18 protein-coding genes and 2 pseudogenes are annotated in these 15307 nt (G+C 69.8%); 8 read left to right on the top strand and 12 right to left on the bottom strand.

What is annotated here, in order from left to right:
- The 5 genes from AB0367_RS19640 to AB0367_RS19620 all read right to left on the bottom strand — a co-directional run.
- The coding region (locus AB0367_RS19640; RefSeq protein ID WP_366227748.1) for a hypothetical protein at positions 1-197 on the bottom strand (197 nt) is incomplete at its 3' end.
- A 67-nt stretch (positions 198-264) separates the two neighbouring features.
- Positions 265-1659, bottom strand: coding sequence for a class II fumarate hydratase (locus AB0367_RS19635; RefSeq protein WP_366227747.1), 1395 nt, complete (start codon positions 1657-1659; stop codon positions 265-267).
- A gap of 41 nt (positions 1660-1700) precedes the next feature.
- Positions 1701-4598, bottom strand: a complete 2898-nt coding sequence (locus AB0367_RS19630) for a BTAD domain-containing putative transcriptional regulator (RefSeq protein WP_366227745.1) — start codon at positions 4596-4598, stop codon at positions 1701-1703.
- Positions 4599-5008: 410 nt separating this feature from the next.
- Positions 5009-5218: a hypothetical protein gene (locus AB0367_RS19625; protein WP_366227744.1), complete on the bottom strand. Its 210-nt coding sequence runs from the start codon at positions 5216-5218 to the stop codon at positions 5009-5011.
- 10 nt (positions 5219-5228) lie between these two features.
- Positions 5229-5777, bottom strand: coding sequence for a barstar family protein (locus tag AB0367_RS19620; RefSeq protein WP_366227743.1), 549 nt, complete (start codon positions 5775-5777; stop codon positions 5229-5231).
- Between the two features lie 149 nt (positions 5778-5926).
- On the opposite strand from AB0367_RS19620, the gene AB0367_RS19615 reads away from it, so the two are divergent.
- From AB0367_RS19615 to AB0367_RS19605, 3 genes and pseudogenes are all read left to right on the top strand, one after another.
- Positions 5927-6103: a sigma factor gene (locus AB0367_RS19615; protein ID WP_366227742.1), complete on the top strand. Its 177-nt coding sequence runs from the start codon at positions 5927-5929 to the stop codon at positions 6101-6103.
- A 494-nt stretch (positions 6104-6597) separates the two neighbouring features.
- Positions 6598-7089: a GyrI-like domain-containing protein gene (locus AB0367_RS19610; RefSeq protein ID WP_366227741.1), complete on the top strand. Its 492-nt coding sequence runs from the start codon at positions 6598-6600 to the stop codon at positions 7087-7089.
- A pseudogene (locus AB0367_RS19605) lies at positions 7089-7298 on the top strand (MerR family DNA-binding transcriptional regulator); the annotation flags it as partial. The gene AB0367_RS19610 and the pseudogene AB0367_RS19605, both read left to right, overlap by 1 nt.
- Positions 7299-7911: 613 nt before the next feature.
- Here AB0367_RS19605 and AB0367_RS19600 read toward each other — a convergent pair.
- Positions 7912-8025 (bottom strand): annotated as a pseudogene (locus AB0367_RS19600) (XRE family transcriptional regulator); the annotation flags it as partial.
- Between the two features lie 72 nt (positions 8026-8097).
- Here AB0367_RS19600 and AB0367_RS19595 point away from each other — a divergent pair.
- From AB0367_RS19595 to AB0367_RS19585, 3 genes are all read left to right on the top strand, one after another.
- A complete protein-coding gene (locus tag AB0367_RS19595; protein ID WP_366227770.1) occupies positions 8098-8709 on the top strand; it encodes a hypothetical protein in 612 nt (203 codons plus the stop codon).
- Between the two features lie 80 nt (positions 8710-8789).
- Positions 8790-9233: a hypothetical protein gene (locus AB0367_RS19590; protein WP_366227740.1), complete on the top strand. Its 444-nt coding sequence runs from the start codon at positions 8790-8792 to the stop codon at positions 9231-9233.
- Positions 9230-9838, top strand: coding sequence for a class I SAM-dependent methyltransferase (locus AB0367_RS19585; RefSeq protein WP_366227768.1), 609 nt, complete (start codon positions 9230-9232; stop codon positions 9836-9838). Before AB0367_RS19590 ends, AB0367_RS19585 begins: the two co-directional genes overlap by 4 nt.
- Positions 9839-9904: 66 nt before the next feature.
- Here the strand turns inward: AB0367_RS19585 and AB0367_RS19580 are convergent, their stop codons facing one another.
- The 3 genes from AB0367_RS19580 to AB0367_RS19570 form a co-directional block, all read right to left on the bottom strand.
- The gene (locus AB0367_RS19580; RefSeq protein ID WP_366227767.1) at positions 9905-10366 is read right to left on the bottom strand and encodes a hypothetical protein; all 462 of its coding nucleotides are present in this window, start codon (positions 10364-10366) and stop codon (positions 9905-9907) included.
- Between the two features lie 259 nt (positions 10367-10625).
- Positions 10626-10832, bottom strand: coding sequence for a hypothetical protein (locus tag AB0367_RS19575; RefSeq protein WP_366227739.1), 207 nt, complete (start codon positions 10830-10832; stop codon positions 10626-10628).
- 57 nt (positions 10833-10889) lie between these two features.
- Complete coding sequence (locus tag AB0367_RS19570) at positions 10890-11126, bottom strand: hypothetical protein (protein WP_366227738.1); 237 nt, start codon at positions 11124-11126, stop codon at positions 10890-10892.
- A 290-nt stretch (positions 11127-11416) separates the two neighbouring features.
- Between AB0367_RS19570 and AB0367_RS19565 the strand changes: the two genes are divergently transcribed.
- On the top strand, positions 11417-11950 hold the full coding sequence (locus AB0367_RS19565; RefSeq protein ID WP_366227737.1) for a hypothetical protein: 534 nt from the start codon (positions 11417-11419) through the stop codon (positions 11948-11950).
- A gap of 73 nt (positions 11951-12023) precedes the next feature.
- Here AB0367_RS19565 and AB0367_RS19560 read toward each other — a convergent pair whose 3' ends face one another.
- Genes AB0367_RS19560 through AB0367_RS19550 form a run of 3 tightly spaced genes read right to left on the bottom strand, consistent with a single transcriptional unit; the run spans position 12024 to position 14659 of the window.
- Positions 12024-13658 (bottom strand): fumarate hydratase, encoded by a 1635-nt coding sequence (locus AB0367_RS19560; RefSeq protein WP_366227736.1) that lies wholly within the window; start codon positions 13656-13658, stop codon positions 12024-12026.
- Positions 13659-13670: 12 nt separating this feature from the next.
- Positions 13671-13979 (bottom strand): AzlD domain-containing protein, encoded by a 309-nt coding sequence (locus AB0367_RS19555; RefSeq protein ID WP_366227735.1) that lies wholly within the window; start codon positions 13977-13979, stop codon positions 13671-13673.
- Positions 13976-14659: an AzlC family ABC transporter permease gene (locus AB0367_RS19550; RefSeq protein WP_366227734.1), complete on the bottom strand. Its 684-nt coding sequence runs from the start codon at positions 14657-14659 to the stop codon at positions 13976-13978. Before AB0367_RS19550 ends, AB0367_RS19555 begins: the two co-directional genes overlap by 4 nt.
- Positions 14660-14733: 74 nt before the next feature.
- Here AB0367_RS19550 and AB0367_RS19545 point away from each other — a divergent pair, with 74 nt between their 5' ends.
- Complete coding sequence (locus AB0367_RS19545; protein ID WP_366227733.1) at positions 14734-15291, top strand: helix-turn-helix domain-containing protein; 558 nt, start codon at positions 14734-14736, stop codon at positions 15289-15291.
- The last annotated feature ends 16 nt before the right edge of the window (positions 15292-15307 follow it).

The raw sequence follows: 15307 nt of genomic DNA, 5'->3' as shown, positions 1-15307 counted from the left end.
ACGTGGTGACCCGTCGAGAAGTCGGTCGACTCCGCCGCGTGGTGATCCTGCTCGTACACCCCGAACTGGCTGTTGTAGTCCGCCTCCGAACCCTGGGCCTGGTGCAACTGGTCCAGCGCGCCGTGCTCCTGACCGGCCTCGTAGTGGCCGAAGTCCACGTCCTGGCCGCCGTCGTAGCCGGTGTCGATGTCGCTCATCTGTATCCCCTTAAAGGCTTCGCTGTCGTCGTTGTCTCCGTTGAGAAGAACAGTAGGGGCGCACAGATCACGACGAATCCCGGAAACGTGCCATGCCCAGCAGGTCGAGCGCCTCGTCCAACTGCTGCTCGGTGAGCGTCCCACGCTCCACGTGGCCGCGCTCCAGCACGACCTCGCGGATCGTGCGACCCTGGGCCAGGGCCTGCTTGGCGACCGCCGCGGCCTCCTCGTAGCCCAGGTAGCGGTTCAGCGGCGTGACGATCGACGGGGAGCCGGCCGCGTACGCGGCGAGCACCTCCTCGTTGGCGCGCAGGTCCGCGACGCAGCGCTGCGCGAACAGGCGCGACACGTTGCTCAGCAGCCGGATCGACTCCAGCAGGTCGTGGGCGATCACCGGCAGCATCACGTTGAGCTCGAAGTCGCCCTGGGTGCCGGCGAACGCGACCGTCGCGTCGTTGCCGATGACCTGGGCCACGACCTGGCGTACCGCCTCGGGGATGACCGGGTTGACCTTGCCGGGCATGATCGACGAGCCGGGCTGCAGGTCGGGGATGACCAGCTCGCGCAGGCCGGCGCGGGGACCCGAGCCCATCCAGCGGATGTCGTTGGCGATCTTGTACAGGCCGGCGGCGACGGTGCGGACCACGCCCGAGGCCTCCACGAGGGCGTCGCGCGCGCCCTGGGCCTCGAAGTGGTTGCGGGCCTCGGTGAGCGGCAGGCCGGTCGCCTCGGCCAGCAGCTCGATGACCCGGGGCGCGAAGCCGGGCGGGGTGTTGAGGCCGGTGCCGACCGCGGTGCCACCCAGGGGCAGCTCGGCCACGCGGGGCAGCACCGACGCGATGCGCTCGACGCCGTAGCGAACCTGTGCGGCGTACCCGGAGAACTCCTGTCCCAGCGTGACCGGCGTGGCGTCCATGAGGTGCGTGCGGCCCGCCTTGACGATCGGGCCGAACTCGCCGGCCTTGCGGTGCAGCGCGTCGCCGAGCGCGGCCAGGGCCGGGGTCAGCGAGAACGCGAGCTCGCCCGCCACCGCGACGTGGATGGCCGAGGGGAACACGTCGTTGGAGGACTGTGAGGCGTTGACGTGGTCGTTCGGGTGCACCGGCCGCCCCAGGGCGCGGCTGGCGAGGGTGGCGACGACCTCGTTGACGTTCATGTTCGTCGAGGTGCCCGACCCGGTCTGGAAGACGTCGATCGGGAACTGATCCTCGTGCGCGCCGGCGGCGATCTCGCGCGCCGCGGCGACGATCGCGTCCGAAACATCTGGATCGAGCACGCCCAGCGAGGCGTTGGCCGCCGCGGCGGCCGCCTTGATCCGGGCGATCGCGCCGATCAGGGCGGGCGGAAGACGAAGACCGGAGATGGGGAAGTTCGACACCGCACGCTGGGTCTGGGCCCGCCACAGCGCGTCGGCGGGCACGCGAACCTCACCCATGGTGTCGTGCTCAACGCGGTACTCCATACGGCAATACTGCCCCGCGCTACCGTGCCTCCCCCGGTCGATCAGCGGGTGAGGGCGGTGAGGTCACGGGCCCCCAGCGAGGTGAACAGCGCCACGGCCTCGTCCATGCGGTTCAGCCCGGCCAGGGCGCGGGCCTGCTCGTAGCGGTCGCCGATGCGGGAGGCCTTGGCGTACGCCTCCTTGTTGAGCCAGTCGGCCTCGTCGCCGCGGCCCGCCGCGCGCAATGTCAGCGCGAGGTCGTTGGCGGCCAGGCACTGGCCGGAGACGTCGGCGACGCGCTCCATCTGGTCGCGGGCGACCCGCTGGCAGGTGACGGCGTCGGCGATACGGCCCTGTAGGCGATAGGCGGTGCCGAGCTTGCTCAGCGTCTCCGCGGCGCCGTACTGGTTGACCGAGTCCCGTTTGAGCACCAGGGCGCGCTGCAGCAGGGCGGTGGCCACGGTCAGGTGGCCCAAATGCAGGTGCACGAGGCCGAGCTCGCCGATCATGATGGCGACCGGGCGGATGCCGCCGATGCGCCGGGCGACGGCGAGGCCGCGACGGTTGGCGGCGAGCGCCTGCGCGTAGTTGCCGGCCTGGGTGTGGACGAGGCCGATGGTGCTGTTGCGCTTGAACTCCAGGCTCGGCGGTACCTCATCGATGGCGATGTCCGCGGCGGCCTCGGCCGACGCGATGGCCTCCGGATACTGCCCGAGGCGGCTGTGCAGCATGGCGAGGTTGGTCAGGGCGGTGCCGATGAGCCTCGGCAGGTTCTCCCGCTCGCCGATGCGCACGACGGTCTGCAGCGTGGTGAGCGCGTCGGTGAGGCGGCCCGTGCGGAAGTACACGGCGGCCAGGTAGTTGCGCGACTCGCCCTCGAGCTCGGCGTCGGGCAGCGCGACGGCGGCCTCGATCGCCCGCTCGTACAGGTCGTCGAGCTGGGTCTCGCCGAAGCCGAAGCCGAACAGCAACGGCGACACCGCGCGGGTCAGCATGCACGTGTGGCGATGCTGGCCGGCCTCGGCGGCGAGCCGGGCGGCACCGAGCACGTTCGGCAGTTCACGCTCGAGCCAGCGGCGGGCCTCGGGCGGGGTCGCCAGCTCCAGCGCGGTCGGCGGCGGGGCGTCCAGGCGCAGCAGCGAGCGGGCGTCGGAGAGCTCCATGAACCGCGTCGCGCCGACCGCGCTGTACAGATAGTGATCGAGCAGTCGCAGCAGCGCCGCGGTGTCGTCCTGGGCCAGCTGAGCGGCGTAGTCGCGCAGCAGGTCGTGCAGCCGATACCGGCCTGCCTCCGGCGCCTCGACCAGGTGCACGTCGACCAGGTCCTCCAGCAGCGCCTCGGCCTCGTGCACCGGCAGGCCGGCCAGGGCCGCGGCCGCCGCGGGCTCGAAGTCGCCCGACGGGTGCAGTCCCAGCACCGCGAAAAGCCGCCGCAGCGGTACCGCCAGTTGCTGGTACGACAGCGTGAACGCGGCCGCCACCGTCCGGCCGTCGACGGCGAGCTCCGGCAGCCGCCGATCCGCGGTGCGCAGCCGGATGGCCAGGTCGGAGACGCTCCAGCCGGGGCGGTGCTGCAGGCGCGCGCCGGCCAGCCGGACCGCGAGCGGCAGCCGCCCGCACAGCTCGGCGACCTCGATGGTGTGGGCGGGGTCGGTGTACGCACGCTCGCCAACGGTGCGCCGCAGCAGCTCGACGGCGTCGTCGAGGGGCAGCACGTCGAGCGAGACGGTCTGCGCGCCGTCGAGGCCGCCGAGGCGCCGCCGGCTGGTGATGACCACGCCGGTGTGCCCGGTGCCGGGCAGCATCGGCAGCACCTGGGCGGTGTCGAGGGCGTTGTCGAGCAGCACCAGCACCTGCCGGTCGGCGAGCTCGGTGCGCCACAGCACGGCCCGGTCGTCCAGGCACGGCGGCACCCGCTCGGCCGGCACGCCGAGCTGGCGCAGCAGCGCGCCGATCGCCTCACCTGGGTCGAGGGGCGCACGGTCGCTGTGCCCGCGCAGGTCGAGGTAGAGCTGGCCGTCGGGGTACCGCTCGGCGGCGGTGTGCGCGACCCGCACCGCCAGGGTGGTCTTGCCGGTGCCGGGCATGCCGTCGATCGCGACGACCTCGGGCCGCTCGTCGCGCAGCACGCCGACCAGCCGCTGGACCAGCTCCGCGCGGCCGGCGAAGTCGGCGACGTCGCGGGGCAGGCAGCGGGCGGCGCGGCGGCCGAGCGAGCGGGGCACCTGCGGCAGCAGCAGCGCGGCGTCGCCGTTGAGAATGCGCCGGTGCAGCTCGACGAGCTCGGCGCCGGGCTCGATGCCCAGCTCCTCGGCAAGCAGCGCCCGGCCGCGGCGGAACACCGCCAGGGCATCGGCGCGCCGGCCGGTGCGCACCAGCGCGGTCATGAGGTGGCCGCGGAACTGCTCGTGGTGCGGGTACCGCTCGACCAGATCGGTCACCTCGACCAGGATCTCCTCGGCGAGGTCGAGCTGCAGCTCCAGATCGAGACAGAGAGCCATGGCGGCGGTCCACTGCTCGTCGAGGTGCGCGGCCGCGGCTCGGACCAGGTCGGAGTCGACGTCGGTCAGCGGCCGGTCGCGCCACAGCGACAGCGCGGCCCGCAGCTCGTCGCGACCGCCGGCCAGGTCGCCGTCTGTCGCGGCGGCGCGCCCACGCTCGACCCGGGTGGCGAACAACGCGGCGTCGAGGTCCTCCGGGCCGACCTTGATCCGGTACCCCGCGGGCTCGGTGACGACGAGGTCCTCCGGCAGTCCGGCCCGGCGCAGCAGCCGGCGCAGCCGGGAGACGCAGCTGTGCACCTGCGCCCGCGCGGTCGGCGGCGGGCTGGTGTCCCAGAGGGCGGTGATGACGTGCTGCACGGGCACCAGTTGCCCCTCGCGCAGCAGCAGGAGGGCGAGCAGGATCCGCTCGCGCGGTGCGGCGACCGTGATCTCGGTGACCGGCGTGCGGATCTGCACCGGTCCCAGAATCGAAAAACGGGTCGAATCGCGCATAACCACCCTCTGTGCGGCTGCCGCCTCCCCTCGAAGCTGCTCGCTCGAATATCCGATGGTAGTCAGATGAGAGCGGCGAAAGAGCAAGAGCGGCGACCCTTTTTCAACGGAGCGCATGCGTGTGCCGGAATGCGTCCAGAGTTTTGCGTAGTCCTTGCTCAAGAGCTGCGCTGGCCTTACTCAGGTGGGCCACCTCCGATGCTCTGGACGAACGGGGATATTTCGGTCACGCAGGTGAATCCTTTGATGCGGGGCTGCGCCCGATGACGGGTGCGGCCCCCAAATCTCTTCGCGTTCACCGGACGGCCGCCGCCGCCATGGCGCACCGCGAACATATTTATTTCGATGCGTTCGCGGTTGAGCGCTTCTCGCGGCTACCAGTAGCCGCGGAAGTAACGACGCATGCACAGCGCCACGGCCAGCAGCGCGGCGACCCACCCGAGCACGCGCGAGTGCAGCATCACGGCGAACACCGCCGACACGACCAGACCGGCCAAGCAGGCCCAGCTGACGAGGACACTCCCCGGCCCGGCACGGCGCGCGGCGTAGCGGTACAACCACCAACGCAGCCCACGCCCGACCACGCACCGAATCCTACTGGCGTCGCACCGCAATGCCACGCGCGGAGTCGAGCCCCTCGGCGTCGTTCCACGCGACGGGTGTGGCACCGACGGGCTCGAATCGGATGCGCGGGTCGTTGCTCTGCACCAGGCACATGAGGCGACGGCCGAAGAGCGCCGCGCCGCGGGAGCGCTCGGCCACGATGTCGAGCACGACCTGGGCCGCGCGAGGGCGGCGGACGGCGAAGGCGTCGTAACCGGTGAAGACCAGGACGAGACCGGTCGCGTCCGGCGCCCACCCGTAGGCCTGGCCGACGACGTCACGCATGCAGTCGTTGAGGGCGTCAAGGTTGCGCCCGTAGTAGTCCGGGAACGCGAGCGCGGCCGCGATGTCGCGGTGCAGGTCCGCCTCGGTGGCCCAGGGCGCAGCGTCGAGACGCGTGACCTGGTAGCCGTGCGCGCTCAGCCAGGCGGTCGTCTCGTCCAGGACCTGCGGGCGCCAGAACAGCGTCACCGATGTGCTGCTCAGCAACCGGAACGCGAGATCCTCGCTGAGATCCGCTCCGGGATCGAAGACCGCCATGGTCCCGACGGTAGCCGAGCCCACCGCAGCAGCGACCCCCGATGCCGCAAACGAACACCGCCCTGTGCATCCGCAGACGCTGGTAGCAAAAAGCAACCCGATCGCCGCGTCCTTCCGTCCCGCGATGTAGAGGCATAGGAAGGAGGAACGTGCAGCGATCCGAGGAGGCGGCGTACCGCGACTACGTCACGCTGCGGATGGACATCCTACGGCGCACGGCCTATCTGTTGTGCCACGACTGGCACACAGCCGACGATCTGGTGTCGACCACGCTGGCCAAGCTGTACGACAAGTGGCGCCGGGCCCGGGCAACGCCAGCCCGATAGTCCAGACCGACCCGGTGCTGAGCCTCGACCAGCTCGTCGCGATCGGACACGACAGCCGGTTGACCACCGAACCGGACTCGGCCGTCGGGGGCGGTTGACGCGCGTGGGCGCGACCAGCAGCCATAGGAGAGCCGGACGCAGGGCGAAGGGGGCCAGGTGACCGGAGACCAGGGCGGCCGGGAGGTACGCGTAACGCGGAACGCGGAGACGGTTGCTGGTGTCCATCGTGAGCGCTACCGCGCCCACGAACGGTCGCTGGAGAGCCCGTTGACCGGAAAGCGGGCACGGCGGGTTCGGGCCGGGGGTCGCTGGAAAAGGACCTGATCACAGGCACGTCGCCAGCGGCCTACCGGTGCTGCGCCCGATCGGGGGACTGGCCCGGCATTGCGTATTTGACCCGGCGTTGCGCCGTCGAATCTCTTGACCCTGACCTTGGTAGAGGCTGCACTCTAATTTCCGGTGGGCGTGAGTGCCCGCCGGGATGGGAGGCATTCATGGTCGGGATTCGGTTGCGTGACGTGCCGGAACAACATGTGGTGTCGGAGACGGGCACTGTTGACCAGGAAGGATTGGAGGCCTGGCTGCCGGGTGCGATGGCCCGAGTTGCGCAGCGCGCGCGGGCGGCCGGCGGTTTGCTCGGCAGCACGGAGTGGCCGTTCCTGGAGCGGTCGGGCTGCCGGGACGAGCCAGTGTTCGTCACCATCTATGAGGGCAATCCCAATGCGGGGCCGACCTCGGTCGAGGTCTGTGCGACGGTCGCGGCCGGGGGCGACCGGGCGATTCCGGCCCACCGCGAGGCGTACGCCCGGGTGACGAAGTCCCAGGTCACCAGCGGCGAGCTCGGCGGGGTGTACGAAGCGATCGAGAAGTGGATCGTCGCCAACGGGCTCACCGTCGCTCGCGCGCCCCGCGAGACGTACTGGACCGATTTCGTGTCTGCCGCGGCCGACGACGAGGTCTTCGACGTCGCCTTTCCGGTGACGTGATGGCCAGCGGGCCGGGGCTGCTGACCATCGGCGAGTTCGCCCGCCGATCCGGGCTGTCGATCCGGGCTCTGCGGTTGTACGACCGGATCGGTCTGCTCCGGCCCGCCGAAGTGGTACCCGGCAGCGGATACCGCCGGTACGCGGACCGTCAGCTCTACGCCGGGCGGCTGATCGCGCTGCTGCGCAGGCTCGACATGCCGCTCACCGAGATCACCGCGATCGTCGGTGCGCCCGGCCCCGACGCGGCCGGGCGGCTCGCCGGCTACTGGACCGCAGTGGAACAACGGCTCGCGGCCCAGCGGGACCTTGCCGAGCGCCTGGTGCGCAATCTTGCCGCCGAGACGGCGACACCGCACGGGGCCTGGCAGGTGGCTGTCCGTGACGTTGCCGACCAGCACGTCCTGAGCGAGATGCGCTACGTCAACGCCGCCGAACTCGGCTGGATCCGAGACGCCACCACACGGCTGAACACACTGGCCAGTCGCTGCGGTGGGCCGACCGGGCCGCGGTTCGTGGTGTTCCATGGCGAAGTCAACGAGGACGCCCAGGGCCCGGTAGAGGTCTGCGTGCCGGTCCATGCCGACACCGCCGGCCGCGCCGAGCCGGCTCACCGCGAGGCGTACATCCCGGTGATCAAAGGTCACTTCGAGCCGCCGCAGATCCTCTCGATCTACGACGCTGTTCGACGCTGGGTACACGACCACGGCCACACCGTCGTGGCGCCACCCCGAGAGGTATACGGCTACCCCACCGACCCCGACGTGGCCGCTCCCGGCGATCTGGTCTGTGACGTGGCCCTCCCATTCAAGCCCGGCACTTCCGGCCGTAGAGGAGACCGGCGAGGCGGTTCGCGACGACCACGTCCAGCCGGTGATCCATGATCAGGGCGGGCGCGTCGGTGACTAGGGCGAGTACGCGCACCAGCTCCGCCCGCAGGCACCAGGAAAGTCCCTGATTGCGGACTCGACGGGCGAGTGTGGCAGCGACGAGATCCGTACGATCCGCGGTGTGGAGGACGACGACGGGTCGAAGCCCTGGGACGAGGCCATGTCCGGATGGCGGTCCAACTTCCTGCCTGCGCCGACGCAACTGCGCCGCCAGCGGTCTGATCTGCTCGCGCTCATGGGTCGGCGGCTGCAAGCCGGCTGGACCGGCTGGCACCCGGAGCGTGACCAGTGGGACTCCGACATCCCGCTCGTGCTGGTGTTCGACGGCGGTGTTCAGTTGGAGCTCGCCTGGCAGGCCTGGAACTCCTTGTCGATCACCTGGAACACCATCGACTTGAGGACCACGCCCCTAATACTCGGCTGGCCGCACGAGTGGCGCTCGTCGGAACTCGACCCGCTCGCCGCGGTTGCCGGCCGCACCCTAACTGGATGGGCGGTGACCGAGAGCCCGTACTTCAGAGGCGACGTGGACCTCAGCGGCGAGTTGCCAATGGATAACGTTGCCGGCTGGTCCACCTCTCGCCGCAACGCTCAGGACCAAACCACGCTGCTGCGGACGCCCGCATGGACGGATGGCACCCTGGCGGATCGGGTCCGGTATCAGTTGGACGTGCTGACCGTCCGCGAGTTCCTGCAACGGTGGAAGATCGATCCGAACGGCGCACCTGCCTGAAGCGCTGCCGGCGGTCCGCGGAAGGCTGCCGATCCGATCCTGCTCGACGCCCCTCGGTCGGATGCGCTCTCATCGGCATTATGCGGGTGATCTTCGACTACCTGCATATCAAACAGTTGCGTGCGTTTGATCAGTGCTCGGCCTGCGGCAATCCTTGCGGCATCGCACCCGGTGTCGCGCATCTGGCTGTGTGGGCGGTCCCGCACGTGCGCAAGGTTCGATATCCTGCGTACGTGATCGTTGTTGACGGGCAGTCGAACGAGCGGCTCGTACTCGACGGTGGCTGGCTGGAGAAGCTGCGCGGCGCCCAGTCCGTCACCCGGACACCAGCGTCATCGTTCCGAAGTGCGCAGTGGAAGGATCTGGAGCGGCGCGTCAAGTTGTTCGGGCGCGAGAAGGAGCGGCTGGTCCAGCTCACTCTCACCTTCGAGGGTGGGCCGTTCGTCGGGTTCATCACCGACGCCGCCAAGCGGCCTGAACTCGAGGCCATCGTCGACGGGCTCGAGGCGGCGCGGTCCGCCTGAACATGGAGCAGGTCCGGCAGGCATACTCGTCCGTCGCAGAGCTCTACATCGAGCTGTTCGGTTCAAGTCAGCAGGTCCACGCCGACGATCTGGCCTTCATCGGACGACATCTGACGGGCCGGCCTGGCACAGTGCTCGATCTGGGCTGCGGTCCTGGCCATATCACCGATTACCTTCGCTCGGTGGGCGTCGACGCAACGGGAATCGACGTGGTCCCCGAGTTCATCGCCCACGCGCAGGAGGTCCACCCGAGCGGTAGGTACCAACTCGGGTCGATGGAAGACCTCGACGTTGCCAACCACTCGATCGCCGGCATCCTGGCCTGGTACTCGTTGATCCATCTCCCGCCGCAAAGGCTCGACGGCGTGCTCGCTGAGTTCCGGCGAACAATGGCCCCGGCCGGAACGCTGGTGCTCGGCTTCTTCGACGGTGACGAGGTAGCCGCCTTCGACCACAAAGTCGTGACCGCCTATCGCTGGCCCGTGAACGAGCTCGTCGAGCGACTGATGCGAGCCGGCTTCACGGAAGTCGAGCGCCTGCAGCGGCCCAGCGAAGGCGCTCACCGGCCGCACGCCGCCGTCGCGGCAATTGCAACCGAAGGGTGAGCCGCATCGGCGGTTCGGGGCACAGGCCGACGCCAGACGCTCGTCACGTGCCCGTGGCAGCAGCGGTTACTGGGGAGTCAGTTGCCGCGTCAGCTGTTCCAGGCCGCTCTTGATCAGCTGCCCGTACTCGTCATCGCCGAGCGCGCCCATCCCAGCCTGCGCCTGCTGGAGGTGCTCCCGGGCGCGGCCAAGATCATCGAGCTTGCGGTAACACTCAGCCAAATTGAGGTGCAACGACGGATACAAGCCGGCCACGGACAGCGTCACCCCAGCCTGCGCCACCCGGTCATCGGTGAGCAGGCCGACCGCCGCCAACGCCCGCTGATCCCAGACCAACTCCTCGTGGACATCGTCCTGCACATCAGCCATCGAGTGCGCGAGCACACAAACGTGCAGCGGATCCCCTTGCTCCCCGCCGATCTCCTCCCAGATCTCCGCAAACAATTGGCGAGCAGCTTCACGCTGCCCCCGACCATGGTGCAACTCCACTCCCTCGCCGATGCGAACCATCGTCGGATCAGTGATCATCAACAACTCCTTCACCAGCACAACTCGCCACGGTGACACCCCGCAACCGGATACCGATCGTCCAAGAACTCGGGGCCAGATGCTACCCGCAGAGCGATGTAGATCAATTCCGAGTGTGCTCGGCAGGCAATTCCAGGGTCGCGGCGATACGCTCTCGAACTGCTGAGCCGGTTCGCATCCGATCCAGGCCGAGTGCCGGCCCGGCTGGTGGCTGCCACGGCCAGCGGCGGTTCCTCCACAAGTTCCTGAGTGAGACCTGTCAGTGGTGTGAGCGTGTCGCAGCTGCGTCAAGTGCCGGTACGAGCGGCATGAGCGCGGTCCGCATCAGGTTCGGCAGCGACCCCGACGGCACCACGAAGCCACTCATCGATGGATGCACGGCCGTCGATTGCAACCACTGCCGCAGCGCGAGCCTGGCGACCGCGGCGACGCTGACGGAGAGCACCTGGGCGGTCAGCTGGTCCATGTCTTGGCAGCGTTCGGCAATGGCTTCGGCGAGCGGTACATCGGTGGCATTCGCCCGTCACCGCTCACCGATGCCGCCGAGAGCAAGTGCGGCGAACACCGCCAGGAAGAAGCCGAGAATCACGAACTCGCCCGTCCGATTCCACGCGGCCCTTTCCGCGCCCGCCGCGCCCGCCTTCGCGCCGGCGAGATCTCGCCACGCCCGGCGGACGACCGCGTATAGGAAGCCGAGACCGAAACCGGCGAGACCGCCGGCCAGAAACCCGCCGAGGGTCACATGGGAGGAGTGGTCCACCGGCCGAGCCTGCCGAATAGATAGCCGGAGGTGAATCGACGGATCGGTGAGCGATTCCGGCAATAGCGGCGTTGCGGAGCGTCGGCGATGCGGCGGAATCCGCTTGGCGTGCGGTGACGGCCCTGGCAGGATTACCGCTCCCGCCAGGGCCGAGTGGGGTCTAATTACCGCTTGCCGATCTGCAGGGTCAGCTTAGGAGTGGTCACCTCGGCGAAGAAGCCGCAGCCAGTGCTGTCATCGCCAGCGGGCACGGGACAGCGACGCCGATCGTTGAACGTTAGGCTCACGCCGTGACCGACGCGCAGGAGCCCACGGCTCCGGATGCCCCGCCTCGCCGCCCCACCCGCTGGCTGGGGGCGACGAGTGCGGTGTTCGCCCTGGCCATCGTCCTTGGCGGAACAGATCTGGTGACCGCGGTGTCGGTGTCGAGCTGGCGGAACGTGGTCATCCTTGCTCTGATGATGGCGTTTTTGTCATTCGCGTCGCTCGGCGCCGGCATCGTCCCCCTCAGCTTCAATCCGCTGGCGATTGCGGGAATCGGTGTCCTCACGCTGGGCGTCGCGCTTGCCGTCTCATGGTCGGCGCCAGCGGTACCGAGGGATCGCCTTCCCGGTCCTGTGCAGGTCACGACCAGTGGCCACGAATTGATCTGCGGCGACATCACGTCCATGGATCACGACTTCGTCGCCATAACCCAGTGGGTACGCGCGCAGGCAACATCTGGGCGCGCACTCGGCAGCGACGGCCGGCCAAAGGTGACCTATGTACAGAGACTCGTGCCGGTCGCCTCTATCGAATCCATCGCCAGCGTGGACGGCTGTTGACGCCCTCCCGCACGGACGACAGGTACCTCAGGGGCGCCCATAGGACGCCCCTGACCTGGAGCGACGCGAACGGCTACCGCTGGCTGATCTGATAGAGGTTCTTAGGCTTCGTCACCTCGGCGAAGAAGTCGTTGCCCTTGTCGTCGACGACGATGAAGGCCGGGAAGTCGACCACGTCGATCTTCCAGACGGCTTCCATGCCCAGCTCCGGGTACTCGATGACCTCGACGTGCTTGATGCAGTCCTGGGCCAGGCGCGCGGCCGGGCCGCCGATCGAGCCCAGGTAGAAGCCGCCGTGCTGGCGGCACGCCTCGGTGACCTGCTTCGAGCGGTTGCCCTTCGCCAGCATGACCATCGAGCCGCCGGCGGCCTGGAACTTCTCGACGTACGCGTCCATGCGACCGGCCGTGGTCGGGCCGAACGAGCCCGACGCGTAGCCCTCGGGGGTCTTGGCCGGGCCGGCGTAGTAGACGGCGTGATCGCGCAGGTAGGCGGGCATCGGCTCGCCGGCGTCGAGGCGCTCGGCGATCTTCGCGTGGGCGATGTCGCGGGCCACGACCAGCGGGCCGGTCAGCGACAGGCGGGTCTTGACCGGCAGGGCGGACAGCTGGGCGCGGATCTCGGCCATCGGGCGGTTGAGGTCGACGGTGACGACGTCGTCGTCGAGGTGCTCGTCGGTGACGTCGGGCAGGAAGCGGGCCGGGTCGGTCTCGAGCTGCTCGAGCCAGACGCCCTGCTCGTTGATCTTGCCGACGGCCTGGCGGTCGGCGGAGCAGGACACCGCGATCGCGACGGGGCAGGAGGCGCCGTGCCGCGGAAGGCGCACGACGCGGACGTCGTGGCAGAAGTACCGGCCGCCGAACTGGGCACCGATGCCGAACTCGCGGGTCAGCTGCAGCACCTCGGCCTCGAGCTCCACGTCGCGGAAGCCGTGGCCGACCGGGGAACCGGCGGTGGGCAGGGTGTCGAGGTACTTCGCCGAGGCGAGCTTGGCGGTCTTGAGCGCGTGTTCGGCCGAGGTGCCGCCGATGACGATCGCCAAGTGGTACGGCGGGCACGCGGCCGTGCCGATCAGGCGCAGCTTCTCCTCCAGGAACTGCATCATCCGGGTGGGATTGAGCAGCGCCTTCGTCTCCTGGTAGAGGTAGCTCTTGTTGGCCGAGCCGCCGCCCTTTGCCATGAAGAGGAACTTGTAGGCGTCGTCGCCCTCGGCGTACAGCTCGACCTGCGCCGGCAGGTTGGAGCCCGTGTTCTTCTCGTCCCACATGGTCAGCGGCGCGAGCTGCGAGTACCGCAGGTTGAGCCGCGTGTACGCGTCGAACACCCCGCGGGCGATCGCCGCCTCGTCGTTGCCGTCGGTGAGCACGAACCGGCCGCGCTTGCCCATGACGATCGCCGTGCCGGTGTCCTGGCACATCGGTAGCACGCCGCCGGCCGCGATGTTGGCGTTGCGCAGCAGGTCGAGCGCCACGAACCGGTCGTTCGCGGATGCCAGCGGGTCGTCGATGATCGAGCGCAGCTGCGTCAGGTGGGCGGGGCGCAGGAAGTGCGCGATGTCGTGCATGGCCTCGTCGGTCAGGCGGGTCAGCGCCTCCGGCTCGACGGTCAGGAACCGCCCGTCGCGCCCAATCCCGTCGCTGGTGACCAGGCGGTATTCGGTGGTGTCGGGTCCGAGCGGCAGCAGCGGCGAGAACGCGAATTCGGGCATCCCCCGACTGTATTACTCCACTCCGGCGACCCTGAGCAGGGCGGCGGTGAGTGCGGCGGATACCACCACGACGACGAACGGCGCCTTGCGCCAGGCCAGGACCGCGCCGACCACGACGCCGGCCGGGCGCGCGATGCCGACGAAGTGCGTGCCGTCCAGCAGCGCGGCGGTGCCGATGAGCGCCGCCAGCAGCGCGACCGCGGCGAGCGTGAGGTATCGCTTGACCTGCTCCGAGACCGAGATCCGGTCGCGCAGCACGGGCCCGGCGACGCGGAACGCGTAGGTCCCGGCGGCGAGCGCGATGATCGCGATCCAGCTCATGAGCGCCGCACCGCCTTGGGCAGCGGCAGGGCGAGTGCCAGGCCGACCAGTGCGACGAGCACCGGCAGGCCGGCCGGCAGGAACGGCGTGGTCGCGAGCGCGAGCACCGCGCCGGCGACGGCCACGCGCACCGATGCCCGGTCCTTGAGCGACGGCAGCGTCAGCGCCAGCAGCGCGGCCGGAAACGCGGCGTCGATGCCGAACGTGTTCGGGTCGCCCAGCGCGGAGCCGGCGACCGCCCCGACCGCGGCCGAGACGTTCCAGGTCAGGAACAGGGCAATGCCCGTCGTCCAGTAGGCCCGGCGGCGGCGCGCCGGATCGTCCTGCGCGAGGGCGAAGGCGACCGACTCGTCGGTCATCAGGTGGCTGCCCAGCAGCCGGGCGGGGCGCCGGTCGCCGAGCACCTCGTTGCCGACCGCCAGCCCGAACGGCAGGTGGCGGGCGTTGAGCAGCAGCCCGGCGAGCACGATCGCGGCCGCCGTGGCGCCGGCGCCGGCCAGGCCCACGGCCAGGAACTGCGCGCCGCCCGCGTAGACGAAGGCGTTCATGACCAGGATCTGCCCCAGTGGCACGCCGGCGGCCGACGCGATCGCGCCGAACGACAGCCCGACGACCACGGCCGCCGCGCACAGCGCCGCCGCGTCGCGGGCGATCGGATCTGTTCGGAGAATCGAACGCATAGTTCGGTATGCTGTACCCGTCCCAGTCGTTCGTCAAGCCGAATGACTCGTTCGAAATACCGAACGGAACGCGCATGGACCCGAACAAGCCGCCGATCGACCTCATCGCGGCCGCCCTCCGCCGCGAGCGCGAGCGCGAGCGGCTGTCCCTCAGCGAGGTCGCCAAGCGCGCCGGGATCGCCAAGTCCACGCTCAGCCAGCTCGAGGCGGGCGCCGGCAACCCAAACATCGAAACGCTATGGGCCCTCGCGGTCGCGCTCAACGTGCCGTTCAGCCGGCTCGTCGAGCCCCCGCCGACGGCGCCACGGGTGATCCGCGCCGGCGAGGGTCCGTCGGTGAAGTCCGAGCAGGCCGACTTCGTGGGCACGCTGCTGGCGACCTCGCCGCCAGGAGTACGCCGGGACATCTACCTGATGCGCGCGGAGCCGGTCGGCACCCGCAAGGCCGACGCCCACAACCCGGGCACGATCGAGCACGTCGTGATGATCAGCGGCCGGCTCCGGGTCGGCCCCGAGGACTCCCCCGTCGACCTCGACGTGCACGACTACGCCTCCTTCGCCGGCGACCTCGCGCACGGCTACGAGGCCCTCGCCCCGCACACGTCGTTCGCGCTCATCATGGAGCACCGCTGACCGCGCGGCAGCACGC

Source organism: Dactylosporangium sp. NPDC051484 (assembly GCF_040689395.1).
GTDB lineage: Bacteria > Actinomycetota > Actinomycetes > Mycobacteriales > Micromonosporaceae > Dactylosporangium.
The sequence above is the reverse complement of the archived record's forward strand: the minus strand, read 5'-3'. Positions and strand labels throughout refer to the sequence as shown.